Here is a 23,338-nt window from a genome sequence, read left to right as displayed (position 1 = left end):
GACAAACGCGGTTTTCGGGCCATGACTGACGGCCAAAATGCTCCCGAAACGGAGCGCGTCGAGACGGTTTGGGATCAGAACCGACCGCGAGGGGACGAGACGTCGTCATCCGGGACAAGCGGTTGGCTCGCCGGGATCAACGGCGGCGACTGGACGACGTTTGGTGCGATTGCGGCCATCGCGTTCGCCATCGGCATCGTCAATGCGCTCTCCGGCGCACAGGACGCCGCCTGGCGCGGTGACAGCAGCGATGTCGGCCGGCGACTATTGTGGGAGCTGACGAGCATCATCGTCATCCTGTTGCTCGTGCCGATCCTGATGCTGTCCGTTCGGCGCATGCGCCGGACGACGGGACTGGCGGCGCAAATCGGAATCGGTACGGTCGCCCTGCTCGGCTTCTCGGCCCTCCACATCACCGGCATGGTCGGGCTCCGGAAATTCATGCTCTGGCTGGCCGGCAGCGCCTACGACTTCCATTTCTCGCTGGCGGTGGTCCTGTACGAGTTCCGCAAGGACGCGGTGACCGCATTGCTGATCGGGGCAACGCTCTGGCTGATCGAAAGCCGTCGTGAGCTGCGAAAGGCGGCTCGCGCGGCCCTGTCCATGCCGGCCGCTCCGCTGGAGCAACCATCCCCCGACCTGATCTGGCTCCGGGACGGAACCAGCCGCATTCGTGTCGCACCGCGCGATATCCTGTGGGTCGCCTCCGCCGGCAACTACATCGAATACAGCCTTGCCAACGGCACCCAGCACCTGATCCGGGGGACGCTTGCCGCGACCGAAAGCGAGCTCGCCCGCTTCGCCATCGTGCGCGTTCACCGGACGAGGCTTGCCAACCTGGACCGAGTGAGCGGCGTGGACTTCAAGCCGTCAGGGGATTTCGAGCTCACATTCGACACCGGCAAGACGCTTGGGGGCAGCCGCCGCTACCGGCCCGCGGTCGCCTCGCTCGGAGGCCGCACCGCGCCTGCGTGAATCGCCTCCCGGATCGCCCGGCAACCAATAATCAATCGTGATTCCAATTGGTTGCCGCAACAGCGCCGAGCTTGACCGTCCCCCCGCTCGATCCACACCGTTATTGGCGTGACACCGGGATGACCGGCTAAGCTCCTGAGTCCATTGACGGATGTCGAAGATGCTTGCTTTTTGCCCCGCAGCCTATGTTAGAACGCGGCCGTCAAGTCACCGCGCGCCAATTGCGCATCACCGCGAGGCGCACGCCTTCTCTCCCTTCCATTCGCGCTTTCGTCGGCATCTGCCAATGAGGCCACAATCGGTTGATTGCCAAGGACCCGCTCTCCAGCCAATCAATCCAGAGATCATCCATGCCTGAAGTAATTTTCACTGGCCCTGCCGGCCGTCTCGAAGGCCGCTATCACCCGGCCAAGCAGAAGAACGCGCCGATTGCGATGATCCTGCATCCGCATCCGCAGTTTCACGGCACGATGAATCATCAGATCGTGTACCAGTGCTACTACGCGTTTGCGCATCGCGGCTTCTCGGTGCTGCGCTTCAACTTCCGCGGCGTCGGCCGCAGCCAGGGTTCGTTCGACCACGGCACTGGCGAATTGTCGGATGCGGCCGCCGCGCTCGACTGGGCGCAGACCATCAATCCGGAAGCGCGCGCCTGCTGGGTCGCCGGCTTCTCCTTCGGCGCCTGGATCGGCATGCAGCTTCTGATGCGCCGCCCCGAGGTCGAGGGCTTCATCTCGATCGCGCCGCCGGCCAACCTCTATGACTTCTCGTTCCTGGCGCCCTGCCCGTCCTCTGGGCTCATCGTGCATGGCGAGAAGGACGCGGTGGTGCCGCCCAAGGACGTCAACACGCTGGTCGAGAAGCTGAAGACGCAGAAGGGCATCGTGATCGACCAGCAGATCATCCCCGGCGCCAACCACTTCTTCGACGCCAAGCTCGAGCCGCTGATGGAAACCATCACGGCGTATCTCGACATGCGTCTGGCCAACGTGCGCTAAGGCCCGCAAGGTCTTGTAGCCCGGATGAAGCGCAGCGAAATCCGGGTTACGAAATTGAGGGCGCCGCCTAAGCCAGCTTCAGCGCGGCGATCCCCATCAGGACGAGCGCGATGCCCGCAAGCTTCATCGCGCTCAAGGTCTCGCCGAACAGCACGACGCCCATGACGAAGGTGCCAGCAGCGCCAATGCCGGTCCACACCGAATAGGCGACGCCGACCTCGAGCACCTTCAAGGAACGCCCGAGCAAGACAACGAAGGCGGCGAGCAGCAGCAACGAAACGATGCTCCAGCCCACCCGCGTGTAGCCTTCGGCATATTTCATCGAGATCGCCCAGCCGACATCGAGCAGGCCTGCGATCACCAGCATCAGCCAGGCCACAGATTGCGACATCGGTCTGCGCTCAGGCCGCGAGCTTGAGCAGATGCGCGTCGTGACGGACGAGGAAGGCGCGCAGCAATTGCGGATAGTCGGCGCCGACCGCAGTACGGACGCTAGGACGTTTTGCAAGCTCCGCCCGCCACGCGCGCACCTTCGGCAGATCGCTGAAGATGCCAAGCTCGGTCAGCTCGTCGAACAGATCGAAATAGCGGAAGACGGGTGCGAACACCGCGTCGACCAGGCTGAACGCACGCCCCGCGAAATAGGGACCCGCGCCGAGCGCGGCTTCGACGCGCGCGAATTTCGCCGCCAGCGCCTGGCGCTTGCTTTCGAATGTCGCCGGATCGGTCGTGGTCTCCAGCCCCCAGAGGTCGCCGAGGATCGCCGAGCCGAACTCCATCCAGGCGCGGTGCTCGGCACGCTCTAGCGCATCCGCAGGATGCAGCCTCGCGCCGCACTGCGTCTCCTCGATGTACTCGCAGATCACGTTGCTCTCGAACAGCGCGACCTCGCCCTTGTCGGTCGTCACCACCAGCACCGGCACCTTGCCGAGCGGCGAGAGTTTCAGGAACCAGTCGGGCTTGTTGGCGAGATCGATGTCGACCCGCTCGAACGGAACGCCCTTCTCCTTGAGGGCGATCACGGCACGCTGCACGTAGGGGCAAAGCTTGTGGCTGATCAATTTGAGCGAAGCGGTCATGACCAAGATCCCGGCAGTTTGATGCAACTGCACTCAAGATAGATGCACTTGCATGCACCTGTCAAGATCAATGCAATTGCATCAATCAGCCGAACCTCAGGGCCGCGCGATCACCCCGCCGGTCATCGGCATCGGCACGCCCGTGGTAGCCGGATAGGACAGCGGCAGGCCTTTCAAGCCGCGGGCGGCGAGGAAGCCGAAAGCCTGCGCCTCGATGGCATCGGAGGCCCATCCGAGCGTCTCGGCGGCCTCGACAGTGGCCGACCCCACCCGCTCCCGCAGCATCCGCAGCATGGTGAGGTTGCGGGCGCCGCCGCCGCAGATGATCCAGCTCCGCGGCCGGCGCGGGAGCAACGGAATGATGCGGGCGATTGCGGCCGCGGTGAAAGCGGTGAGCGTCGCCGCGCCATCGGCCGGCTGGACATCGCCAAGCCTCAAGGCAGCAAAGTCGTTGCGGTCGAGCGATTTCGGCGGCGGGCTTGCGAAGAACGGCAGCTCCAGCGCTCGCGCGATCCAGGCTTCGTCGACCTGTCCGAGTGCGGCGAACTTTCCTTCCGCATCGAACGCCTGGTTCATGGTGCGGTACATGAAGTCGTCGAGCAGCGCGTTGCCGGGCCCGGTGTCGCAGGCGATCAGCGTGTCGTTGCCGTCGATATAGGTGATGTTGGAGACGCCGCCGATATTGACGACAACAATCGGCCCTTCCCGCTCCAGCGATTGGACGAGCGCCCGATGGTAGACCGGCACGAACGGCGCGCCCTGCCCGCCCGCCTCGACGTCGGCGGCGCGGAAATCATGCATCACGGGGATATGGATCGCCTTGGCCAGCGCCGGCGCATCGCCGATCTGCACCGTCAGCCGCCGCTCGGGGCGGTGCAGCACGGTCTGGCCGTGGAAGCCGACGATGTCGATGTCCTCCGGCTTCATCCGGTTCTGGGCGATGAAGGCAGCCACAGCCTCGGCATGGGCCAGCGTCACCGCGCGCTCGGCCTCGGCGAGCACACCCGGACGGGCATCGCGTCGCGGCAGGTGCACGGCCTCGCTCAGCGCCTGGCGCAGCACATTGCGCTCCGCAGGGCCATAGGGCCGGTAGCCGGACGGTCCGAACGCCTTCACCTGCTTTCCGTCGGTTTCGATCAGCGCGACATCCACCCCGTCCAGCGAGGTGCCGCTCATCAAACCGAGTGCCGTCAACATCATGGATCAGCGTCCTCAAGAGACCCCCTCCGGCATGCCGATCTTGTGCCAGAGGGACACATCTTATAATGCCACAGGCAAAGTGGCGGGTGGCAATCGAGTTCCCACGGAAGACCCTTAAATTGCTCCCAAAACAGTAAACCAAGAATTGTCAGGCACGCCGACAGATGACTGCATTTAAATCGGATTTCCTCAACACCCTGCAGGAACGTGGATTCATCCACCAATGCTCCGATTTCGAGGGGCTGGACGCGCTCGCCGCCAAGGGCGAGGCGACCTGCTATGTCGGCTACGATTGCACCGCCCGGTCGCTGCACATCGGCAACTATCTGACCATGATGATGCTGCACTGGCTGCAGCAGTCCGGCAACAAGCCGATCACGCTGATGGGCGGCGGCACCACCATGGTGGGCGATCCCTCCGGCAAGGACGAGACGCGCGCGATGCGCACCGTCGCCGAGATCGAGGCGAACAAGGAATCGATCCGCGGCGTGTTCGCAAAGGTGCTGCGCTACGGCGAGGGCAAGAGCGACGCCGTCATGCTCGACAATGCGGAGTGGCTGACCAAGCTCAACTGGATCGAGATGCTGCGCGACGTCGGCCGGCACTTTTCGGTCAACCGCATGCTGACCATGGATTCCGTGCGGCTACGCCTCGAGCGCGAGCAGGAGATGAGCTTCATCGAGTTCAACTACATGGTCTGCCAGGCCTACGACTTCGTCGAGCTGGCCAAGCGCACCGGCTGCAAATTGCAGATGGGCGGCTCGGACCAGTGGGGCAACATCATCATGGGCGTCGATCTCGGCCGCCGCATGGGCACGCACCAACTGTTCGCGCTGACGACGCCGCTGCTGACCACGGCGTCGGGTGCGAAGATGGGCAAGACCGCGCAAGGCGCGGTCTGGCTCAACGCCGATCAATTTTCGCCTTACGACTTCTGGCAGTACTGGCGCAACACCGAGGACGCCGACGTCGGCAAATTCCTGAAACTGTTCACGACGCTGCCGATGGGCGAAATCAGGAAGCTCGAGGCGCTCGGCGGCTCGGAGATCAACGAGGCCAAGAAGGTGCTCGCCACCGAGGCGACCGCGCTGCTGCACGGCCGCGACGCGGCGAACGAGGCAGCCGAAACCGCGCGGCGCACCTTCGAGGAAGGCGCGCTGGCCGAAAGCCTGCCGACGGTGGAAATTCCGCGCGGTGAGCTGGACGCCGGCCTCGGCGTGCTCAACGCCTTCGTCAAGGCAGGGCTCGTTGCCTCCAACGGCGAGGCACGTCGCCAGATCAAGGGCGGCGGCCTGCGCGTCAACGACGAGCCCGTCACCGACGAGAAGATGGCGCTGCTGGCGGCCAATCTGACGCCGGAGGGCGTGATCAAGCTGTCCTTCGGCAAGAAGAAGCACGTCCTCATCAGGCCTGCATAGGCGTATGAGCTTTTGATGCTTGTCAGGGCGCGCAGATGCGCGCTCCCTGACGAACAATGGATCAGAACACGCCCAGGGAACAAATCGCGGGTGATCAACGGAGCGCCGTGCGAACCGCGCTCGTGGTGCTCGCGCTCTGCTTCACGCTCGCGGTGCTCGGTCGCGGCCTGAGCGAGAGCTTCACGGTCTTCCTCAAGCCGATCTCCGAAAACTTCGGCTGGGATCGCGCGCAGGTCGTCTCGATCTATTCACTGACCTGGCTCATCAGCGGACTGACGGCGCCGCTGGTCGGACGTCTGTTCGATCATTCCGGACCGCGCATCGTCTACGCGCTCGGACTGTTCCTGCTCGGCTCGGCCTTCCTGATTGCAGCGCACGCGCAGGCGCTCTGGCAATTCCAGCTCTCGATCGGACTCTGCGTCGGCATCGGCGTCGCCTTCATCGGCAATGTGCCGAACTCGATCCTGCTCGGCCGCTGGTTCGGCCCAAAGCTGCCGACCGCGATGGCGGTAGTCTATTCGGCGATGGGCGGCGGCGTGCTGGCACTGCTGCCGGCCTCGCAGCTCCTGATCGACCATCTCGGCTGGCGCGAGACCTATCAGCTGTTCGGCCTCGCCGCCCTGGGCCTGCTGGTGCCGCTCATGCTGCTGCCGTGGCGGTCGTTCGCTTCGGGCTCGCCGCATGTCGCGAAGAAGACCGATCCGCATTTCGTCGACAACGGCTGGACGCTTGTGAGCGCGATGCGTCACCACGCCTTCTGGGCGCTGTTCTCGACCTTCTTCTTCACCGCGGTCGGCATGTATGCGATCGCCGCGCAGATCGTCGCCTATCTCATCGACGCCGGCTTTCCGCCGCTCCAGGCCGCGACCGCCTGGGGTTTTTCGGGCGTGGTCCTGGTGTTCGGCATGCTCGGCGTCTCCGCGCTCGACGGGCTGATCGGACGCCGGCCGTCGGTGCTGCTCAGCTACGCGATCTCGATCATCGGCATCGCCCTGCTCTGGCTGCTTCAGTATTATCCGAACATCATCCTGCTCACCGGATTCGTCCTCTGCTTCGGCAGCATGATGGGCTCGCGCGGCCCGCTGATCACCGCGACCGCGATGAAGATCTTTCGCGGCAGGCGCGTCGGCACCATCTTCGGCACCATCTCGATCGGCAGCGGATTGGGTTCGGCGTTCGGCTCATGGAGCGGCGGCCTCATCCACGACGTCACGCACGGCTACAATCTCCTGCTCGTCTTCGCACTTGCGAGCGTGATCCTCGGAATGATTCCATTCCTGATTGTCCCCGCCTTGCGGGAGTAGGTCTCCCCGACGTAACCTGCACCCCTCGACGTCACCGGAAAATTACGGACGACATGCGAGAGCCGCGTGCGAAAAAAATCCGGCGCAACCGGAGTGAAGGGACAAACTGCGGTGTTTTGTCCTACATGACGAAAATGTCAGCGCGGAATCAATCGCAGGTGGCTTGCGAGGCCGAACTGAATACGTTCCAAGTCGCGCATTGGATGGAGGGCACAAACCAATGAACTTTCCCTATCTCACTCGCTTTCAGCCGGTTCTCTTGAGCCTGTTTCGCTTCATCACCGGCCTCTTGCTGTTCCAGTACGGCATCGCCAAGCTGTTCAAGTTCCCGCCTGTACCGATGTTCGCCAAAGTCGAACTGATGTCACTTTACGGCGCGGCCGGAACGCTTGAACTGGTGATCGGCGGGCTGCTGATGATCGGCCTTTTCACTCGCCTTGCCGCTTTCATTCTCTCGGGCGAAATGGCCTTCGCCTACTTCATGGGACACATGCTCAAGGGCGAAACACCGGTGCTCCTGCCGCTGCTCAATGGCGGCACCGCGGCGATCCTGTTCTGCTTCGCCTGCCTCTACCTTTCGGCCGCCGGCGGCGGTCCGATCAGCGTCGATGCTGCGATGGGCAAGGAAAGCGGTTCGACCGGCGGCGCGTTCGCGCGGCGCTGACGCACGGCGCACAAGTAACGGATGGCACCGGCGCCTTGCCGGTGTCATCTACCGCGAGCCCAGGACGTTCCAGATGAGAACGAGGGCTGCGACCAGCAGCACGGACATGATGAGGCGGTGAACGAATCGGTTCATGGCCGCTCCGGCAGGGCTGGATAATTACCAAAGTCCAAGATCGATCTTCTCCAGCGCGTGGACTGGCCTGCGCCGACGTGTGTCGGTTTGCCTGCACGTTTGCGCATAGGGCTGCGAGCGCTCACGCGCGCGGCGGGCCGCCGCATGCCTATGTTCATGATTGGTAAGAACTTCATGCTACCGATGCGAGCAATAACAACCATTTCGTAGAGGCTGCGATGAAGCTGCTGAGCCACCTGAAGATCCGCACCAAGCTTGCCAGCATGGTCTGCCTTGCGGCTCTCACAGTCACAGCCATCATCGCGGTATCGGCCTTCCTCAGCAAGAGCCGCATGATGGAGGACCGGGTCCAGCAAATGAAGACCGCGGTCGACATGCTCTACAACCTCGCCCAGTCGGTTCAGGACGACGTCACCGCCGGCAAGCTGACGCAGGCCGAGGCCAAGGCCCAGTTCCACATGCGCGGACGGCGCATGAGCTTCAACGGCGGCCAGGGCTATCCCGTCGTCTACAATCCCGACACCTCGCTGCTCGTGAACGGCGCCAATCAGCAGCTCGAGGGCAAGATCACCGGCGCGAAAGACTCCAACGGCGTGATGATCGCCGACGCGATCATCAACGTCGCCGCCCAGAATGCCCAGGGCGGCGTGACCTCCTACCTCTATCCCCGCCCCGGCCAGACCGAGGCCGTGCGCAAGACCGTGTTCGCGCGCAAGTTCGCGCCCTGGGACGCGACGATCAGCTATGGCCTCTATGTCGACGACATCGACGCCGACGTGCGCGCGCTGACGCTGGAGCTTGCCGCTGTCGGCCTCGGCCTGATGCTGCTGATGGCCACGCTGTCCTGGCTGATCGCCCGCGACGTGCTGAGCGCACTGGACCGCCAGAAGACCCGCATGCAGGAAATCGCCGACGGCGCCATCGACAAGCCGGTCGAGGAAACCGATCGCGGCGACGAGATCGGCCGCATGGCCGAGACCCTCGAAGTGCTCCGGCAGACCGCCTTGACCGCGCGCACGCTCGAAGCCGAGCAGGTCGCCACCAAGACCCGCAGCGAGCAGGAGAAGCGTGATGCCTTGATCTCGCTCGCCGATCGCTTCGATGCGTCCGTGGGCCAGCTCGTCGGCCTGATGGCCTCGGGCTCCGGCGAGCTGGAGACCACCGCCAAGTCGATGTCATCCACGGCCGAGGGCACCAACCGCCGCGCCGCCGTAGTCGGCTCGGCCGCAACTGAAGCCAGCCAGCGCGTCCAGACGGTCGCCGCCGCAGCCGAGGAGCTCTCCTCCTCGATCACCGAGATCAGCCGCCAGGTCGCGCAATCCGCCGAAGTGACCGGCCGCGCCGTGGACAGCGCCCGCCGCACCGACACCATCGTCCGCGCGCTTTCGGACGGCGCCCAGCAGATCGAGCACGTCGCCGAGCTGATCTCCAGCATCGCGGCGCAAACCAATCTGCTCGCCCTCAACGCCACCATCGAAGCTGCGCGTGCCGGTGAAGCCGGCCGCGGCTTTGCCGTCGTCGCCTCCGAGGTGAAGTCGCTTGCGAGCCAGACCGCGGAAGCCACCCGCGAGATCGGCGACAAGATCGCGCAGATCCAGGGCGCGACCAAGGAGGCCGTGGACGCGATCGGCGGCATCACCGCCACCATCGAGGAAGTCAGCCGCATCGCCACCTCGATTGGCGCTGCCATCGAGGAGCAAGGCGCCGCCACCGCCGAGATCGCCCGCAGCGTCTCGCAGACCGCCGAGGCGACCAAGGAGGTCACCACCAATATCGGCGGCGTCAGCACGGCGGCGAACGAGACCGGCAACGCGGCCGGCATGGTGCTCGCGGCCGCCTCGAACCTCTCCAAGCAGGCCGAGCAGCTCTCCGGCGAGGTCGGCACCTTCCTGGCGGGCGTGCGCGCCGCGTAGCCCATGCGCCCCAAAACCATATCGTGCGCGTGTCACGAACCGGACACACGCAAAGATAGATATTTCTGTTGACGCTCCCTCTGGCGCAGCCTTCAATGCCGACGCCAAAGGGAGGACGTCAATGAGCGATGACATTGTTCGCGCCGTGATCTATCCGGCGATCGGCGTTGCACGAGTTGGCACCAGCCGGAACGAATGGTTCGTCGGCCCGGAAACACCCGATCCGGCTCCACTTCCCGTCGGCTCCTATCGCGATGCGACGGGCGCGCTGAAGCGACAGGCGGCGCGTTTCCGCATCTATGGTGTCAACGCATCCGGCGAGATCGTCCGCGAGCTGATGGGCGCCGATCGGACCGCCGATGTCACGTGGCACGTCGAACTCGCGAACACCAAGGCCGCCTGGTACGGATTCCAGCTCGCCCTGGATATTCCGGAGGCTGCGTCTGCGATGCCGACCACGCTTCGCAATGCCACGGTCGCCGACCGGACCCAGCTCGCGATCCGGCCTGGTCCCCGCAGCGTTGCGGGCCGCAATGCGAAGGCCAAGGCATTCGATACCGGCGCGTTCATGGGACGCACCGTCTATCTCGGTGAGATATCCACCGATGCGGACGCACGCTTGATCGTATTGGGCGGACACGGCGTCTCGGCATCCGCAAACGGGAGCTGGGCCATCACCTTCGCCAACAACGAAGGCTGGTTCGACGACGTGTCCGACGGACCGGTCACGGCCGAGGTGACCTTGTCCGGCCGAAAGCTCGAGGTCACGCCCGCCTGGGTCGTCGTGGCGCCACCGGATTACGGACCGCTCCGCAAATCCGTGCGTACGATGTGGGACCTCATGCGCGACGTCGCGGTGACGGCCAGCATGCTGACGGCGCCGCAGCGTCCCTCCTTCACGAACGACATCCTGCCGATCCTGCAACGCATGAATGGCCTTCAGTGGGTGAACGCCGCGTTCGCGGCCGCCTTCGGATGGGCCGGCGCCTTCGATCTCATCTCGCCGCAGGCCCTCGCCCGCTTGTCCAGCGCCGACGACAACGAGAAAGAATTGCGGCGGACCATCGCCAACACGTTTCGCCGCTTCGACGTCGATTCATGGTCGCCCAAGCCGTGGCCGTGGCTCTATGGCGATGCCATGAACATCCCGCCGGCGCCGACGCCACGGCAATATGCTGCTCTGACCGATCTCCAATTGTCGATGCTGATGCAATGGGCGGGCGGCGATTTCGATGCGGATTTCGACCCGGCGCACCAGCCCCCGCAACGGATAGAAGACGCACCCTTGAAAGATCAGGGCGACTTGCTGACGCGCGGCGCGCTGGAGTTCTGCCTTGCCGATGCATTTCACCCGGGATGCGAGATGACGTGGCCGATGCGCAGCGCGACACTTTACATGGCTGCGTTCCGGATCGCGCACGCTCCGCCCGGCTGGATCGCGCCGGACCTCGGACCGATCCTCAATCTGGACGGCGCGCAAATTCCCCACGGGCCGCTGGCCGGACAACAGGCCGGGGACATCACCCGTTGGATGGCCGTTCCCTGGCAGACCGATACCGCCAGTTGCCGCAATGGCTACGACAAGACCTACGATCCCTATGCGCCGACCTTCTGGCCCGCACGCGTGCCGAATGAAGTGCTGACGGTCGAGAACTATGACATCGTGATGGACCCCAAACAGCCGATGGAAAGTCGCAAGGCGGCGTTCGCGGCCCGGGCCCGCTGGATCGCGCCGCTCGGCAGGACCAGCTACACCGACCAGATCAACAACATGATCGCGGGTTTCGACCACCTTGGCGTGGTCGAGGCGCGACCGGGGCCCAAGGATACGGATCAATTTCCGTCCGTGATCGAGGTCGAGGATCAGCACAAGCCGATTCCGGATGTCATCCCCGCGACCGGAGCGGTGCGCGCTCAGCTCGCCGCCGCCGGCCTGTCGCGCGCAGACGTCGACATTTCCGGCATCGAGAAGGTCCGCCGCTATCCCGGCGGACTCCCCGTTCACCTCAAATAGCGTGGACGCTGAGGCGATCATCATCGGTGCCGGTCCGGCGGGTGCGACCGTCGCGCTCAACCTCGCGCCGTTCCGGAAAGTCCTGCTGGTCGATCCGGCCCCTGCCCCTGAACAGCGCATCGGAGAATCCATTCCGGGCGCGGCGCGTCGCCTCCTTGCCGACATGGGTCTGCTGGACCAATTCCTGGCGGACAGTCACACACCGCGACACGCGCTTCGGAGTGCCTGGGGAGACCCGACGCCGGTGGTTCGCGACAGCATCGCCGATCCCGATGGGCACGGGTGGCAAATTGACCGGCGACTGTTCGAGGATCGTCTTCGCGCAGCCGCCCGCGCGCGCGGCGCGTCCGCAGTCACCGCGCGCGCCATCGCGGTGCGACGGGAGAGCGAAGGCTTCGCCGTCACGCTCGATCGGCCCAAGGGGGTGGACGTCAGGGCCCGCCTGATCATCGACGCATCGGGACGGCGCTCGCGTCTCGGGACGGCGACGCGAACGCGACGGGGGAAACTGAGCTGCGCTTGGCTGCGTGCGTCCGGCGTTACGCTGCCCGCCGGCGTCGTCCAGATCGAAGCCGAGGCTGAAGGCTGGTGGTATTGCTCGGCGTTGCCGGCTGGAGAGGGACTGCTTGCCTTTCATACCGACTCCGACCTGCCCGCAGCCAAAACCGCAGCGACGCCGCGCGCACTGCTTCGCAGGGCCCGCGCTCTGCCGATGCTGGGTGCTTTGCTCGGCGACGCGGCGTGGAACGCGCCGGAAACGGGCTATTGCGCCGCTCATTCAGCCTGGCCGGAGTCTCCGGTCCGCGAGGGCTGGATCGCAACAGGAGACGCTGCGCTTGCCTGCGACCCGCTGTCCGCCCAGGGGCTCTTCAACGCGCTCTATTTTGGCCTATCGGCCGCGGAGGCCGCCAACCGCTGGCTCGATGGCGAGGCAAGCGCACTCGACGATTACGCCCGTGACGTTGCCTCCGTGCGCAGCCATTTTCTGAGAGCCGAGAGCGCCTGGTACGCGCTCGAACGTCGGTGGGCGGACGCACCGTTCTGGAAACGCCGTCACACAGTCTGACCGATCCGTGAATAAATGCAGCTTCGCCGCTATCGCCGCGCGAGGTTGCAGCCGCTCGATAGCTGACGCGTCGATCCGGTCGAGCCGTCGTTCGACTGCGAGGGGAATTCGTCGAACGGCGAGTTCTGCTTGCCGGTGTTGAACTCGAAGATCTTGCGGAACAGACCCGGCGCCATCGCCGAGATCGGATTGACGCGCATCACGGGCGCGGCCGGCGTACCGACGACCTCGTAGGTCACGCCGATCAATCCTTCATTGTTGCCGCCGCCGAGGAAGATGCCGAACAGCGGGATCTGGCCGAAGATGTTGTTGACGCCATACATCGGCACGAAGGTGCCGCTCATGCACACCTGGTTGCCGGGATAGTCGATCGAGCCTTCGATGGTGGCGCCGATCATCGGGCCCTTCACGACGCCGTCGCGGATCGTCAGCGCGCCGTTCTGGCGCGTGAACTCGGCGCGCAGCGCGCTGAAGGAGACGCCGTTGCCGGTGCCGTTCGGCGCGCCGGCGGCAACGCGCTCGAGCTGCGCCTCGCCCTTCACGGTGAAATCGCGGACGTTGATGAGGCCCTCGCGCGAGGTGTTCGGCTCCGACGTCGGCGGCTCCATCGCCACTACCATCTGGCCGCCGACTGCCTTGGTGTAGGTGTCGGTGAAGCGCAGCAGCGCGCCGGCATCGTTGGTCTGGAGGTAGATCACCTCGCGGTTGCCCTGGGCGCGGCCGCCACGCAAATCGGCTGCCACCGGCGTGTCGCGGCCGATCTTGCCGTTCAGCGTAAAGGCTTTGACCGTGCCGTTCCGCCGCGACATTTTGGCATCGACGCTGCGCATCGCCTCGCCGTTGAAGCCAGCGACGGCACCGAGCTTCACGTCGATGTCGAAATCGACGTTCTTCATCTTGTTCTTGCCGTCGTCCTTGGAATTGCCCGAGATCGCCGACTTCAGGAAACCGCGGCCGTCGAACACGTCCCCGCGCATCGTTCCCCGCACCACGCCGTCCTGACCACGCTCCACCTTCAAGGTGGTCTTGTCGCCGTCGGACGGCGCATAGACCGGGAAGTTCGCGTTCATGAGATCGCCGCTCGGATCGACTTCCAGCGAGCCCTTGATCGAGGCGCCACCGCCTTCGATGACGATGTCCTCCAGACGCGTCGATTGTGCCGTCGGCACCACCTTGAAGCTGGCCTTGCCCGATTTGCCCGGCAGCTTGACCCAGCCGGGCAGGATGTTGTCGAGCTTGACCGAGGTCAGGTCGGCCTCGACACCGAGCTTGGTCGTCTGGTCGGGGCCGCTGGCGATCTTGCCCGACAGCTTGATCGGCAGCGATCCGCTGACAGCGGGGCTCAGATCGAAGCCGAGGCGCGCACGGCTCGCATCGTCCAGCGTCGCCTGCAATCTGACGTCAGCATCGCCCTCGGTGGGCTTGCGATAGTCGAGCGAGGCCGCCTGCCCATTGATCTTGACGTCGCCCTTGACCTGATAGCCCTGGTTGTTGGCGACGATCTTGAGGTTGTTGGCCTCGAGCTTCTGGTTCATCACCAGCTTGTCGGCGGCAAAGCCGTTGAGATCGGCGGTCACAGCGTAGGTGGTGTCGGCCTTGGTCAGCTCGCCCTTGACCGGCAGGCCGAGCTGGATGTTGGCCGTGAACGTCCCCTTGCTGGTGTTGGGATCGACGACGGTCGACGACAGGTCGCTCAGGCGATCATTGGAGAGCATTTCGGCCGCAGCCGGCACCGGACCGTCGACGCGGAACCTGGTTCGCGACGGCGAGGGCTTGGGCGCCATGTCCGGCACCTCGAAGACGAAGTCGGAGATCGTGACCTTGCGGCCCGCCGGCGTATCGGCAATGCCCTGCCCGATATTCACGGTCGCGGTGCGCCCGGTCACCCGCGCCCTCAAATCGGCATCGTGCACCACCGGCATGCCGTCCACGGGGCGAACCGCAACGCCGCTCGCCACGATGTTGACCGACAGGCCGTCGTCGGGAATCGGCGGGCCCTTGCGCGGAAGGTTCCTGGTCGGCGAATTGACACCGATCTCGATGCGCTGGAGCGTGCCGCGCTCGATCCGCTCGATCACCCATTCGCGCAACTCGGGCACGACAAGCGTCGGCCACATCCGCTTGAGCGCGGAGGCCGACATCGGCGTTCCCGCAAAGCCCAGCGTCAGCCGCGGCTCGCCCGAATAGTCGATGGCACCGGTGCCGGCGACGCCGATCTCGCCATTGCTGATATCGGCCTGCGTCAGCAGCATGCGCTTGTGGTCGGTGTCGAAGCGGAAGCCGATCGCGATCCGGTTGAAGACCAGCGGCGGTTCGTTGTCGATGCCGCCGAGCAGGATCGAGCCGCCACTGAAACCGAGCTGCCAGTCGTTGACGGTGCCGTTGGGCGGCTCGAGATGGGCCAGAAGGGTCAGCCGGTTCGCGCCCGAGAGGATCTTGAACGGAGCGACCAGCACGCGCCGATTGGCGTCCCACTCGATGTTGATCTCGGCGGAGTCGATCGCCATCGGATAGTCAGGCGTGTCGGTGTCGATGATGTTGCCCGAGCCGACTGCGATCTTGCCGCGGAAGAAGGTCGGCACGCCGTCGCGGCCGAGCTCGCCCTTGAGCTCGCCGGTCAGCGGCAGGTCGGCGGTATAGGTGAGGTCCTTGACCCGCAGCGCCAGCAGGATGTTGGCGGTTGAGACCTTGTCGGCGCGGATGTCGACCGAGCGCACGCCGTTCTCGGCAGGGCCGATCGTGGCACGCAGCGACCACGGGCGCGCGCCCTCCTCGCCGAGGCTGAGCGCGACGCCGCCGTGGCTCGGCCGGCGCAGGCTGAGCGTGATGTTCTCAAACGTCCATTTGCTGCCGCGCTGCTGATCGTCGACGATCAGATTGCCGTTCTTCAGACCGATCTCGTTGAGGTTCTGGCCGTCGAGGCCGGTCATGCTCAGGCTGTCGAGCCAGTCGAGGCCCTGAAGAATGCCGCTCTGCGCGGTTGCCGGCGGTGCGGCTTGCGACGCGGCTTGGGATGAGTCCTGGCCCGCAGGCGCCGTGGCAAAGGGCGGCGGCGGAACACCGTTGCGCGGGAATGTCGGTGGCAGGCCCGCGTCCTTCTTGGATGCGACACCGGTGGCCAGCGGCTTTGCGGTGTCGCCGGCCGACACGGTGACGGTGCCGTCCGGCGCGATCCGGATCGCGAGCTCGGCATCGACGAGGTTGAGGCTTTCCGCGCGCAAATGCCCCATCAGGAGACCTGCACCCGACAGCTTCACCTCGGCCTTCGGCGCGGTGGCGACGATGACGTGGTCGTGGTCGCGCACGATGATGTCTCGGATGCGCACGGCGATGCGGACTCGCCCGGCCCGCTCGATCTGGGTGCCGCCGACCTCCACGGTGTTGCCGTGGCCGATATTGTCCTCGATGGCGGCGGCGAGCCACGGCGTCGCGATGTCGAGATTGATGGGACCTGCGCCAAGCCGCCACCACAGCGCGCCGAAGCAGCCGACGAAGATGACGGCGAGAGCCCCGACCACGATGGCCAGCCGCTTCAGCCAGCGGCCGCCGCCCAGCCAGCGGCGCAACGCCCCAAACCCGTCACCGAAGCGATGGAAGCCTGAACTGGAACGCGACAACAGCCGGCGCGCCCGATGGCCCGCCGCCGCTTCCTGATCCGGATCCCAGTCGGCATCGTCCCATTCCTGCGGCTCTTGTTGGCCGCCGCGCCGATCGAAATCCCGATTGTAGTCCTGGGGCGACGTATTCCTTGCCATTGCCTCTCGATACAGGCGCCCGTCGTAGGATTGAGCGCCGCCGGGACCGCAGCCATCCACGGGAAGCGAAGCTCCCCGCGCCGGCATTGCCGCCATACCTCGAATATTCCTGCTGTTGGTCATTTCGCCCCGGAAGCGCGTTCAACGAGCAGTGGGGTGGTGCGTGTAATTCCTTGTAACCATACTCCGGCGTCGTCAGACTTGCCCAGCCGAGGGCGCGATTCCGGCACACCGGACGAGAGCTGCAATACCGCTTTGGTTGACCCGCCGAAAGCGTCGAAAGGAAGGCGTATGTCCAAGAAATCCCGAAAGAAATCGTCCAAAACGCCCTCCGGCATTGCAACGGCTAAAAAGAAGGCTCCGACCAAGCGGGCAACGACTCAAACAAAGTCCGCGAAAACACAGCGGACGCCGGCGAGCAAATCAACCGGGACCTTAGCAAAAGCAGGATCACATAAGGCCGCATCGAAACAGTTAAATTCCTCCAAATCAGCCGCCGCGCCCGGAGGCGCGAAGGCGGTCCTGATCGAGGGCCAGAAGGCGCCCGCCTTCCGCCTGCCCCGCGATGGCGGCGACGTGGTCACGCTGTCGGATTATGCCGGCCGGAAGCTCGTCCTGTTTTTCTATCCCCGTGCCGACACGCCCGGCTGCACCAGGGAGGCCATCGACTTCACCCGGCTGGCGGACGCTTTCGCCACGGCCGGCACGGCGGTGCTCGGCGTGTCCGCCGATCCGTTAAAGGCCCAGGAGAAGTTCCGCGACAAGCACGGTCTCGGCGTTCCCCTCATCTCGGATGAGAAGCACGAGATGCTGGAGGCGTTCGGGGCCTGGGGCGAAAAGTCCATGTATGGCAAGAGCTTCCTCGGAATTCTTCGCACCACGATACTGATCGGGACCGACGGCAAGGTGGCCAAGGTCTGGCGCAATGTCCGCGTCGACGGCCACGCCGACGCGGTGCTGGAAGCGGCAAGAAGCCTTTAACCAATCCCTTAAGTTCGAGCGGTTCCGTTTCCGGAAAATTAACCATGACCGGCCCAGATTGCTGCGGCAATTAGGCCGTACGGACTCATCCGACCGGCGCGGGAGTGCCGATGTCGAAAAGTTCTGCCCAATATTCGCAGTACCCCCAACATCATGCGCACGACCACGGACGGGCCTTCCAGCGCCGGCCCGCCGCCGCGGTGGCAGCCGCGATTCCCCTGCCCGCAACCGACGCCGATGACGCCTATACCATCGTCCATCATGGCAAGCAGGTTCGCCTGGGGCCTGTGGTGTTCTGGATCGTGGTCGGCACCGTCGTGCTGCTCGGGCTCTGGTCGGCCGCGACCGCCACCTATTTCGCCTTCCGCGACGACGTCCTGACCCGGCTGATCGCGCGCCAGGCCGAGATGCAGTACGCCTATGAGGACCGCATCGCCGAGCTGCGCGCCAAGGTCGACCGCACCACCAGCCGGCAGCTGCTCGACCAGGAGCAGTTCGACCAGAAGCTCGACCAGATCATGAAGCGCCAGACGGCGCTGGAGTCCCGGGCCACGGCGCTCGGGGCCATGCCTGACGTGACCGGATCAATTCCCCGCTCGGCCCCGCAGCGCGGCGATTCGAGCCAGGGCACCACGCAGGGTACGCCGAAGCCGTCGCCGATCAGCGACACCGTGATCTTCGTGGCACCCCCCGATCGCGAAGCGCGGCTCGAGTCGCGCGCCCCGGCCGTCGCGGCGCCGCCGACCAGCCAATTCGCCAAGAACCAGGGTTTCGACAACGTCCTGGTCCGGCTCACGACCTCGCTTGACCAGGTCGAGCGTCGCCAGATGGCGGCGCTCAGCGCCGTCGAGGAAAGCATGGATTCACGCATGCGCCGGATGCGCGGTGTCGTCAGCGATCTCGGCCTCAATCTCGCCAGCCTCGAAGCCGCCGTGCCGCGCTCCGCGATGGGCGGTCCTTTCGTGCCCGTCAAGCTGACGGCCAATGCAGGTCCGTTCGAGAAGCAGCTCAACCGCATCAACACCACGCGCGCCGAGATGGATCGTCTCAACCGCACGCTGGCGCTGGTGCCCTACCGCAAGCCCGTCATCGGCGAGGTCGAATTCACCTCCGGCTTCGGCGTGCGCAGCGATCCGTTCCTCGGTCGTCCCGCGATGCATACCGGGCTCGACTTCCGCGCCGCCACCGGCGATCCCGCACGCGTCACCGCCAACGGCAAGGTGGTCTCGGCCGGCTGGTCCGGTGGTTACGGCCGCATGGTCGAAGTCGATCACGGCAACGGGCTCTCCACCCGCTACGGCCATCTCTCCGAGATCAACGTCAAGGTCGGCGAGATCGTAAAGCTCGGTCAGGTCATCGGTCTCGTCGGTTCGACCGGCCGCTCCACCGGCCCGCATCTGCACTACGAGACCCGCATCGACGGCGAAGCGGTTGATCCGCAGAAATTCCTGCGCGCCGGCGTGCGGCTCAGCGCAGGCTAGGCCCGCGCTCGTTTCTTTTGAGCCTGTCCGGCCTCTAGCGCCGGCCGCCCATCCCGCCTCCGGGACCACCGAAGCCACCACCGCCCATCCCACCACCCATTCCGCCGCCGGGTCCCATGGGCCCGCCGGGCGAACCGAGTCCGCCGGGACCCGACGGGCCGGCGGGTCCTGACGGCGCCGAGCCGGGACCGCCAGCGGGGCTCGATCCCGGCGCGGGCGCACCTGGCGCACCCGGCTGATTGCCGCCCGGACTCGGCGTGCTGCGATTCGGATGCAGGATCGAACCGCCGGGCGAGCGATTGGGATTGCCGCCGCCGGACGGAGGCGCTCCCGGCCCCTGACCGATGGCCTGAGCCGAATCCACCTGGAAGCCGCGCGAGCGATCGAACGCGCCATTGACCACCATGCGGGCTTCACCGGCCGCGGGGCCAAATCGCGAGCTGTCATGCGCGACCAGCCCGGAGCCGAACTGGAGATTCGATCCCACCCGCTGCACATAGGCCTCGATCGACAGGCGGCTCGCGCCGACCAGATCCGAGAAATCGTCGATCCGCGTGCGCGCCGCCTGCATCGCGCCCTGGCTCGAACTGCCTTCGATCTGGACGCGCTGACCGACCAGCAGCGGATCGACGCCGCGCAGCTTCAGCCCGCCAATATGCAAGCCGTCCGGCCCGCGCTCGACCAGACCGGTAACACGCTCGGTTGCCTCGCGCCGCGGCTCGACCAGGCTGGCGACGATCACGCCGTCGGTCCGGCGCAGGCCGTAGACGGCCACCTGCGTTCCCGCGCGAAGCTTGCTCTCCTTGTCGGTTGCGACGATCTTCTGGCCGAGCACCGTCAGCTCGTTGCCCTTCACGGCTTCGATCGGACCGGCGACCTCGCTCGCGATCGTGATATTGCGCGTCACGAGCGTGCCGTCGGCCTGACGGGTTGCGACCACGCGTGCGAGCTGGCCGATGCGCAGAGCCCTCGGGCTCGCCGCCTCGCCGTCGATCCTGACCGGCACGTCGCTCGCGTAAGTGACGCGCTCGCCGTTGACGTAGATGCTGCCAAAACGCTGGATCACGCCGACGATGCCGGTACCGCCGATGCCGTGGTCGTCACCGCGTCTGATTCCGGTACCGCCGATGCCCTGATCGCTGCCGCGCTTGACCTGCGCATGGGCGATCGCCGTGCCGGCGAGCCAAAATCCTGTCAGCAGCAGACGGCGGGAGATCAGCGGCGGCCGGCTCATGAAGAACCACCCTCCTTGCCGACGTCCTTGCCGCTTTCCCTGGTCTCACCCTCATCGGCGTCTTCGCTGTAGATGTAGATGCCGAAATTCCAGCGGGCCTCACCGCCCTTGTCCTTGGCGAGCGCACGGTTGGCCTCGCGGTTGGCGGTCTTCAGCGCGTCCATCGCGAGCTCGCGCGAGCGCGCCTCGAGCCGCCGCGCCAGCTTCGGCGAGATGTTGTTGTAGTGCACCGCGCGTTCGAGGAAGCGCGGCGCTGCGCCTGAGACGTTCTGCGCGGCGGCCGCGATGTGGTCGTGCAGATTGCGGCCGAGATAGTGCCATTTGCCGTCGTCCTCGCCGCTCGGGACGAAGGCCGCCTCGACCAGCTCGATCTCGTCGGCGTCGTTGATGGTGACGAGCTTGCGGTCGACCCATTCGTCAAGCACCGCGCGCGGCCGCACGTCCTTGGTGACGGAGGCGACGAGCTGCTCGAACGACGGCGAATCGCCTTCGGCCGTGCGCGGCAGCGCCAGCGGCTCGCCCTTCGCATCGGTGAATTCGGGCGCGGCGAGCCAGCGTGCGATCACGGCGCTCGTCAGCGACACCGCGGCGGGCGCCTCGTGCACCGGCGCGCCCGCCCCACGCAACCGCGCCACCTCCTTGCGATGGATGCCGGTGAGCAGGCTGACCCGGCTGTCGGTCTGCTCTTTCCCCTCCAGCGCGAAATCGTGCTCGGCGACGTTGACGAAGAGCTCGCGAAGCAGTTGCGCCAGCGCCGGGAAGGTCATGCCGCTGCGGATGCAGAGCCGCACGAGCGGGCGCAGCAGCCGCGCCAGCGGCGCGTGCAGCTTCGCGGCGGCATTCGGCTGCGGAGCCGCTGCTTTGGACCCGGACTTGGCATTCATGTCTGGAGTGTAACGGCGCTCGGCGTGGGACACAATCCCACTTTTTCCCACTTGACGATTGACGTGGTAAATTTTCCCACATATACGAGACGCCACTGAGGGCGACGTAAAGGGATTCTCACCCATGGCTGACCGCTTGGTCCGCAATTCCAGCTCACTGCACGCCGTGCCGATTGCCTTGCAGGGTCACGGCCTCACGATCGAGCCGATGCTGCCGGCGCTGCTGCGCGGCGTGATCTTCATCTCGGTGCTGGCCGCACCGTTCGTCGCAGCTCTTCTCGCAGGCTGACGCCATCATGCATCACATCAGCGAAACCCCGCGCCGTCCGTCGGTGCTGCACATCTTCAAGATCTACTATCCCGACCTGTTCGGCGGCACGCTCACGGTGATCCGCGACATCTGCGCCAGCCTGAAGGACACGTTCGCCTCCGCCGTGCTGACCTGCTCCCAATCGGCCGAGCGCGAGATCATCGTCGATGACGTGCCGGTCGAGCGCGTCCGCTCGTTCGGCAATCTCTTGTCGCTTCCCGCCGCCCCCACCTATCCCTGGCGGCTGTGGCGCAAGATGGCCGAGCACGATCTGCTCGCGCTCCACGCCCCCTTCCCGCTCGCCGACCTCGTTTTCGCCTTCGGGTTTGGCGCCAAACGGCCGCTGGTGGTGCACTGGCACGCCGACATCGTCAGCCATGCCGGCCTGCGCTGGTTCATCGAGCCCTTGATGCGGCGGACGCTGCGCCGGGCGACGGCAATCATCGTCTCGGACCACGTGCTGGTCGAGAACACGCCGTTGCTGCGGGAATTCGAACACAAGTGCCACGTCGTACCGTTCGGCATCGATACTTCGGGCTACGACTGGCCGAAGATCGAGCCGCACCACGTCAACGATCGCGGCCGGCTCGTGCTCGCCTGCGGCCGGCTCGTGCCCTACAAGGGCTTCGACGTGCTGATCCGCGCGGCGGCCGCATACGATTTCGAGGTCTGGATCATCGGCGAAGGTACCGAGCGGCCGCGGCTCGAGCAGTTGATCCGCGAGCTCGGCCTCGGTGACCGCGTCCGCCTGCTCGGTTCGGTGAACGACAGCGAGCGCATCAAGCTGATGTGCCTGTCCGACGTCTTCGTGATGCCATCGGTGACCAATGCCGAGACCTTCGGCCTGGTCCAGCTCGAGGCCATGGCCGCCGGCCGACCCGTCGTGAACACGGCGCTCGATACGGCGGTGCCGCGCATCGCCCGTCACGGCATGGAGGCAATCACGGTGCCGCCCGGCGATGCCGAAAAGCTGGGCGAGGCCATCGACACCCTGATCCGCGATCCCGAGCGCCGCCGCCGCATGGGCCTTTCGGCCCGGACGCGTGCCCTCACCCGCTATTCCGCCACAGCCTTCAAGGAAGGCATGGAAACCGTCTATCGCGATGCTGTCACCGTGTCCTGCACCGCGTCGAGCAAGGAACCCGCAACCGCCGCTGAACCGCTGCAGGCGACCGGCTGGCTGGACAGCGTCCGGATCGCGGCGGCCCTGGCATGGTCCGACATGCGGCACCGTTACGTCCGCTCGCTGCTCGGCCCGTTCTGGATGTCGCTCCAGATGGCGATCGTGGTCGCGGTGCTGGGCTCCGTGATCGGCCACGTCTCGAACGCCGACATGCTATCGCGCCTGCCGATGCTGGCGCTGTCGATGACGGCCTGGACATTCCTCAACAGCGTCGTGCTCGATGCGACCACGGCGCTCCAGAATTCCGCAAGCCTGATCCGCGACCGGGCGCTGCCGCCGGTGATCTTCCTCCTGCAATGCACCTTCCGCCAGGCGCTGTTCGCGCTGCATAACGCCTGCGTGCCGCTGGTGCTCTGGCTGATCCTGTCGCCGCACGACCTCTCTCACGCGCTCGAGGCGCTGCCGGGCCTCCTGCTCTTCATCGCCTGCACCTTCGCCTTGAGTCTCGTCCTCGGCGCGACGGCAACGCGCTATCGCGACCTCAAGCCGATCATCGAATCCACGCTGATGCTCGCCTTCCTCGCCTCGCCCGTGATCTGGTCCGCCGAGATGATCAATCAGCGCTCGACGGTGATGCGGCTCAACCCGCTGACCCATCTGTTCGCGGTGTGGCGCGAGCCGCTCGCCGGCGGCCATATCGATCCCACCAGCATCGTCTACGTCCTCATCACGCTGGCGCTGCTGATCTTTGCGAGCGTGCTGACGCTGGTCCACCTGCGCAAAGCCGCATTCTGGATTTGACCC

Annotated in this window: 18 protein-coding genes; 12 read left to right on the top strand and 6 right to left on the bottom strand. The window is 65.7% G+C overall.

What is annotated here, in order from left to right; genetic code table 11:
• Positions 1-21: 21 nt before the first annotated feature.
• Positions 22-975 carry a LytTR family DNA-binding domain-containing protein gene (locus NLM25_RS22240; RefSeq protein ID WP_254138397.1) on the top strand — a complete coding sequence of 318 codons (954 nt, stop codon included), beginning with the start codon at positions 22-24 and terminating at the stop codon, positions 973-975.
• A 350-nt stretch (positions 976-1,325) separates the two neighbouring features.
• A complete protein-coding gene (locus NLM25_RS22235) occupies positions 1,326-1,973 on the top strand; it encodes an alpha/beta hydrolase (protein ID WP_024337874.1) in 648 nt (215 codons plus the stop codon).
• 67 nt (positions 1,974-2,040) lie between these two features.
• Here NLM25_RS22235 and NLM25_RS22230 read toward each other — a convergent pair whose 3' ends face one another.
• The 3 genes from NLM25_RS22230 to NLM25_RS22220 form a co-directional block, all read right to left on the bottom strand.
• The gene (locus tag NLM25_RS22230) at positions 2,041-2,364 is read right to left on the bottom strand and encodes a multidrug efflux SMR transporter (protein WP_254138396.1); all 324 of its coding nucleotides are present in this window, start codon (positions 2,362-2,364) and stop codon (positions 2,041-2,043) included.
• Between the two features lie 10 nt (positions 2,365-2,374).
• A complete protein-coding gene (locus NLM25_RS22225; RefSeq protein ID WP_254138395.1) occupies positions 2,375-3,052 on the bottom strand; it encodes a glutathione S-transferase family protein in 678 nt (225 codons plus the stop codon).
• 96 nt (positions 3,053-3,148) lie between these two features.
• A complete protein-coding gene (locus NLM25_RS22220; RefSeq protein WP_254138394.1) occupies positions 3,149-4,252 on the bottom strand; it encodes an anhydro-N-acetylmuramic acid kinase in 1,104 nt (367 codons plus the stop codon).
• 164 nt (positions 4,253-4,416) lie between these two features.
• Between NLM25_RS22220 and tyrS the strand changes: the two genes are divergently transcribed.
• The 6 genes from tyrS (at position 4,417) to NLM25_RS22190 (ending at position 12,766) form a co-directional block, all read left to right on the top strand.
• The gene (gene tyrS, locus NLM25_RS22215) at positions 4,417-5,670 is read left to right on the top strand and encodes a tyrosine--tRNA ligase (RefSeq protein WP_254138393.1); all 1,254 of its coding nucleotides are present in this window, start codon (positions 4,417-4,419) and stop codon (positions 5,668-5,670) included.
• Positions 5,671-5,726: 56 nt separating this feature from the next.
• Positions 5,727-6,974 carry an MFS transporter gene (locus NLM25_RS22210; protein ID WP_254138392.1) on the top strand — a complete coding sequence of 416 codons (1,248 nt, stop codon included), beginning with the start codon at positions 5,727-5,729 and terminating at the stop codon, positions 6,972-6,974.
• Positions 6,975-7,194: 220 nt separating this feature from the next.
• A complete protein-coding gene (locus tag NLM25_RS22205; protein WP_254119043.1) occupies positions 7,195-7,638 on the top strand; it encodes a DoxX family protein in 444 nt (147 codons plus the stop codon).
• A gap of 353 nt (positions 7,639-7,991) precedes the next feature.
• Positions 7,992-9,686, top strand: a complete 1,695-nt coding sequence (locus tag NLM25_RS22200) for a methyl-accepting chemotaxis protein (RefSeq protein WP_254138391.1) — start codon at positions 7,992-7,994, stop codon at positions 9,684-9,686.
• 121 nt (positions 9,687-9,807) lie between these two features.
• Positions 9,808-11,700, top strand: a complete 1,893-nt coding sequence (locus NLM25_RS22195; RefSeq protein ID WP_254138390.1) for a LodA/GoxA family CTQ-dependent oxidase — start codon at positions 9,808-9,810, stop codon at positions 11,698-11,700.
• 1 nt (position 11,701) lies between these two features.
• Positions 11,702-12,766 carry an NAD(P)/FAD-dependent oxidoreductase gene (locus NLM25_RS22190; RefSeq protein WP_254138389.1) on the top strand — a complete coding sequence of 355 codons (1,065 nt, stop codon included), beginning with the start codon at positions 11,702-11,704 and terminating at the stop codon, positions 12,764-12,766.
• Positions 12,767-12,795: 29 nt separating this feature from the next.
• Here NLM25_RS22190 and NLM25_RS22185 read toward each other — a convergent pair whose 3' ends face one another.
• Positions 12,796-16,608, bottom strand: coding sequence for an AsmA-like C-terminal region-containing protein (locus NLM25_RS22185; protein WP_254141239.1), 3,813 nt, complete (start codon positions 16,606-16,608; stop codon positions 12,796-12,798).
• Positions 16,609-16,812: 204 nt separating this feature from the next.
• Between NLM25_RS22185 and NLM25_RS22180 the strand changes: the two genes are divergently transcribed.
• Entirely contained in the window at positions 16,813-17,502 is a 690-nt protein-coding gene (locus tag NLM25_RS22180; RefSeq protein ID WP_254138388.1) for a peroxiredoxin, read from the top strand.
• A 110-nt stretch (positions 17,503-17,612) separates the two neighbouring features.
• Positions 17,613-18,983 (top strand): M23 family metallopeptidase, encoded by a 1,371-nt coding sequence (locus NLM25_RS22175; protein WP_254119035.1) that lies wholly within the window; start codon positions 17,613-17,615, stop codon positions 18,981-18,983.
• Positions 18,984-19,017: 34 nt separating this feature from the next.
• Here NLM25_RS22175 and NLM25_RS22170 read toward each other — a convergent pair whose 3' ends face one another.
• Entirely contained in the window at positions 19,018-20,217 is a 1,200-nt protein-coding gene (locus NLM25_RS22170) for a DUF5666 domain-containing protein (RefSeq protein ID WP_254138387.1), read from the bottom strand.
• Complete coding sequence (locus NLM25_RS22165; protein ID WP_254138386.1) at positions 20,214-21,101, bottom strand: DUF6502 family protein; 888 nt, start codon at positions 21,099-21,101, stop codon at positions 20,214-20,216. The genes NLM25_RS22170 and NLM25_RS22165 overlap by 4 nt, the downstream gene beginning before the upstream one ends.
• A 124-nt stretch (positions 21,102-21,225) precedes the next feature.
• Here NLM25_RS22165 and NLM25_RS22160 point away from each other — a divergent pair, with 124 nt between their 5' ends.
• Together NLM25_RS22160 and NLM25_RS22155 are read left to right on the top strand one after the other, a co-directional pair.
• A complete protein-coding gene (locus tag NLM25_RS22160) occupies positions 21,226-21,390 on the top strand; it encodes a hypothetical protein (protein WP_254119029.1) in 165 nt (54 codons plus the stop codon).
• A gap of 7 nt (positions 21,391-21,397) precedes the next feature.
• Entirely contained in the window at positions 21,398-23,335 is a 1,938-nt protein-coding gene (locus NLM25_RS22155) for a glycosyltransferase (RefSeq protein WP_254138385.1), read from the top strand.
• Positions 23,336-23,338 lie beyond the last annotated feature (3 nt).

This window comes from Bradyrhizobium sp. CCGB01, assembly GCF_024199795.1.
Lineage (GTDB): Bacteria > Pseudomonadota > Alphaproteobacteria > Rhizobiales > Xanthobacteraceae > Bradyrhizobium.
Note: the sequence above shows the minus strand (reverse complement) of the source record. Positions and strands in the feature narration are given on the sequence as shown.

Excerpts from the sequence above, each read along its gene's own strand:
- NLM25_RS22240 (WP_254138397.1), top strand. The coding sequence starts at position 22 with ATGACTGACGGCCAAAATGCTCCCGAAACGGAGCGCGTCGAGACGGTT.
- NLM25_RS22235 (WP_024337874.1), top strand. The coding sequence starts at position 1,326 with ATGCCTGAAGTAATTTTCACTGGCCCTGCCGGCCGTCTCGAAGGCCGC.
- NLM25_RS22230 (WP_254138396.1), bottom strand. The coding sequence starts at position 2,364 with ATGTCGCAATCTGTGGCCTGGCTGATGCTGGTGATCGCAGGCCTGCTC.
- NLM25_RS22225 (WP_254138395.1), bottom strand. The coding sequence starts at position 3,052 with ATGACCGCTTCGCTCAAATTGATCAGCCACAAGCTTTGCCCCTACGTG.
- NLM25_RS22220 (WP_254138394.1), bottom strand. The coding sequence starts at position 4,252 with ATGATGTTGACGGCACTCGGTTTGATGAGCGGCACCTCGCTGGACGGG.
- tyrS (WP_254138393.1), top strand. The coding sequence starts at position 4,417 with ATGACTGCATTTAAATCGGATTTCCTCAACACCCTGCAGGAACGTGGA.
- NLM25_RS22210 (WP_254138392.1), top strand. The coding sequence starts at position 5,727 with ATGGATCAGAACACGCCCAGGGAACAAATCGCGGGTGATCAACGGAGC.
- NLM25_RS22205 (WP_254119043.1), top strand. The coding sequence starts at position 7,195 with ATGAACTTTCCCTATCTCACTCGCTTTCAGCCGGTTCTCTTGAGCCTG.
- NLM25_RS22200 (WP_254138391.1), top strand. The coding sequence starts at position 7,992 with ATGAAGCTGCTGAGCCACCTGAAGATCCGCACCAAGCTTGCCAGCATG.
- NLM25_RS22195 (WP_254138390.1), top strand. The coding sequence starts at position 9,808 with ATGAGCGATGACATTGTTCGCGCCGTGATCTATCCGGCGATCGGCGTT.
- NLM25_RS22185 (WP_254141239.1), bottom strand. The coding sequence starts at position 16,608 with ATGCCGGCGCGGGGAGCTTCGCTTCCCGTGGATGGCTGCGGTCCCGGC.
- NLM25_RS22180 (WP_254138388.1), top strand. The coding sequence starts at position 16,813 with ATGTCCAAGAAATCCCGAAAGAAATCGTCCAAAACGCCCTCCGGCATT.
- NLM25_RS22175 (WP_254119035.1), top strand. The coding sequence starts at position 17,613 with ATGTCGAAAAGTTCTGCCCAATATTCGCAGTACCCCCAACATCATGCG.
- NLM25_RS22170 (WP_254138387.1), bottom strand. The coding sequence starts at position 20,217 with ATGAGCCGGCCGCCGCTGATCTCCCGCCGTCTGCTGCTGACAGGATTT.
- NLM25_RS22165 (WP_254138386.1), bottom strand. The coding sequence starts at position 21,101 with ATGAATGCCAAGTCCGGGTCCAAAGCAGCGGCTCCGCAGCCGAATGCC.
- NLM25_RS22160 (WP_254119029.1), top strand. The coding sequence starts at position 21,226 with ATGGCTGACCGCTTGGTCCGCAATTCCAGCTCACTGCACGCCGTGCCG.
- NLM25_RS22155 (WP_254138385.1), top strand. The coding sequence starts at position 21,398 with ATGCATCACATCAGCGAAACCCCGCGCCGTCCGTCGGTGCTGCACATC.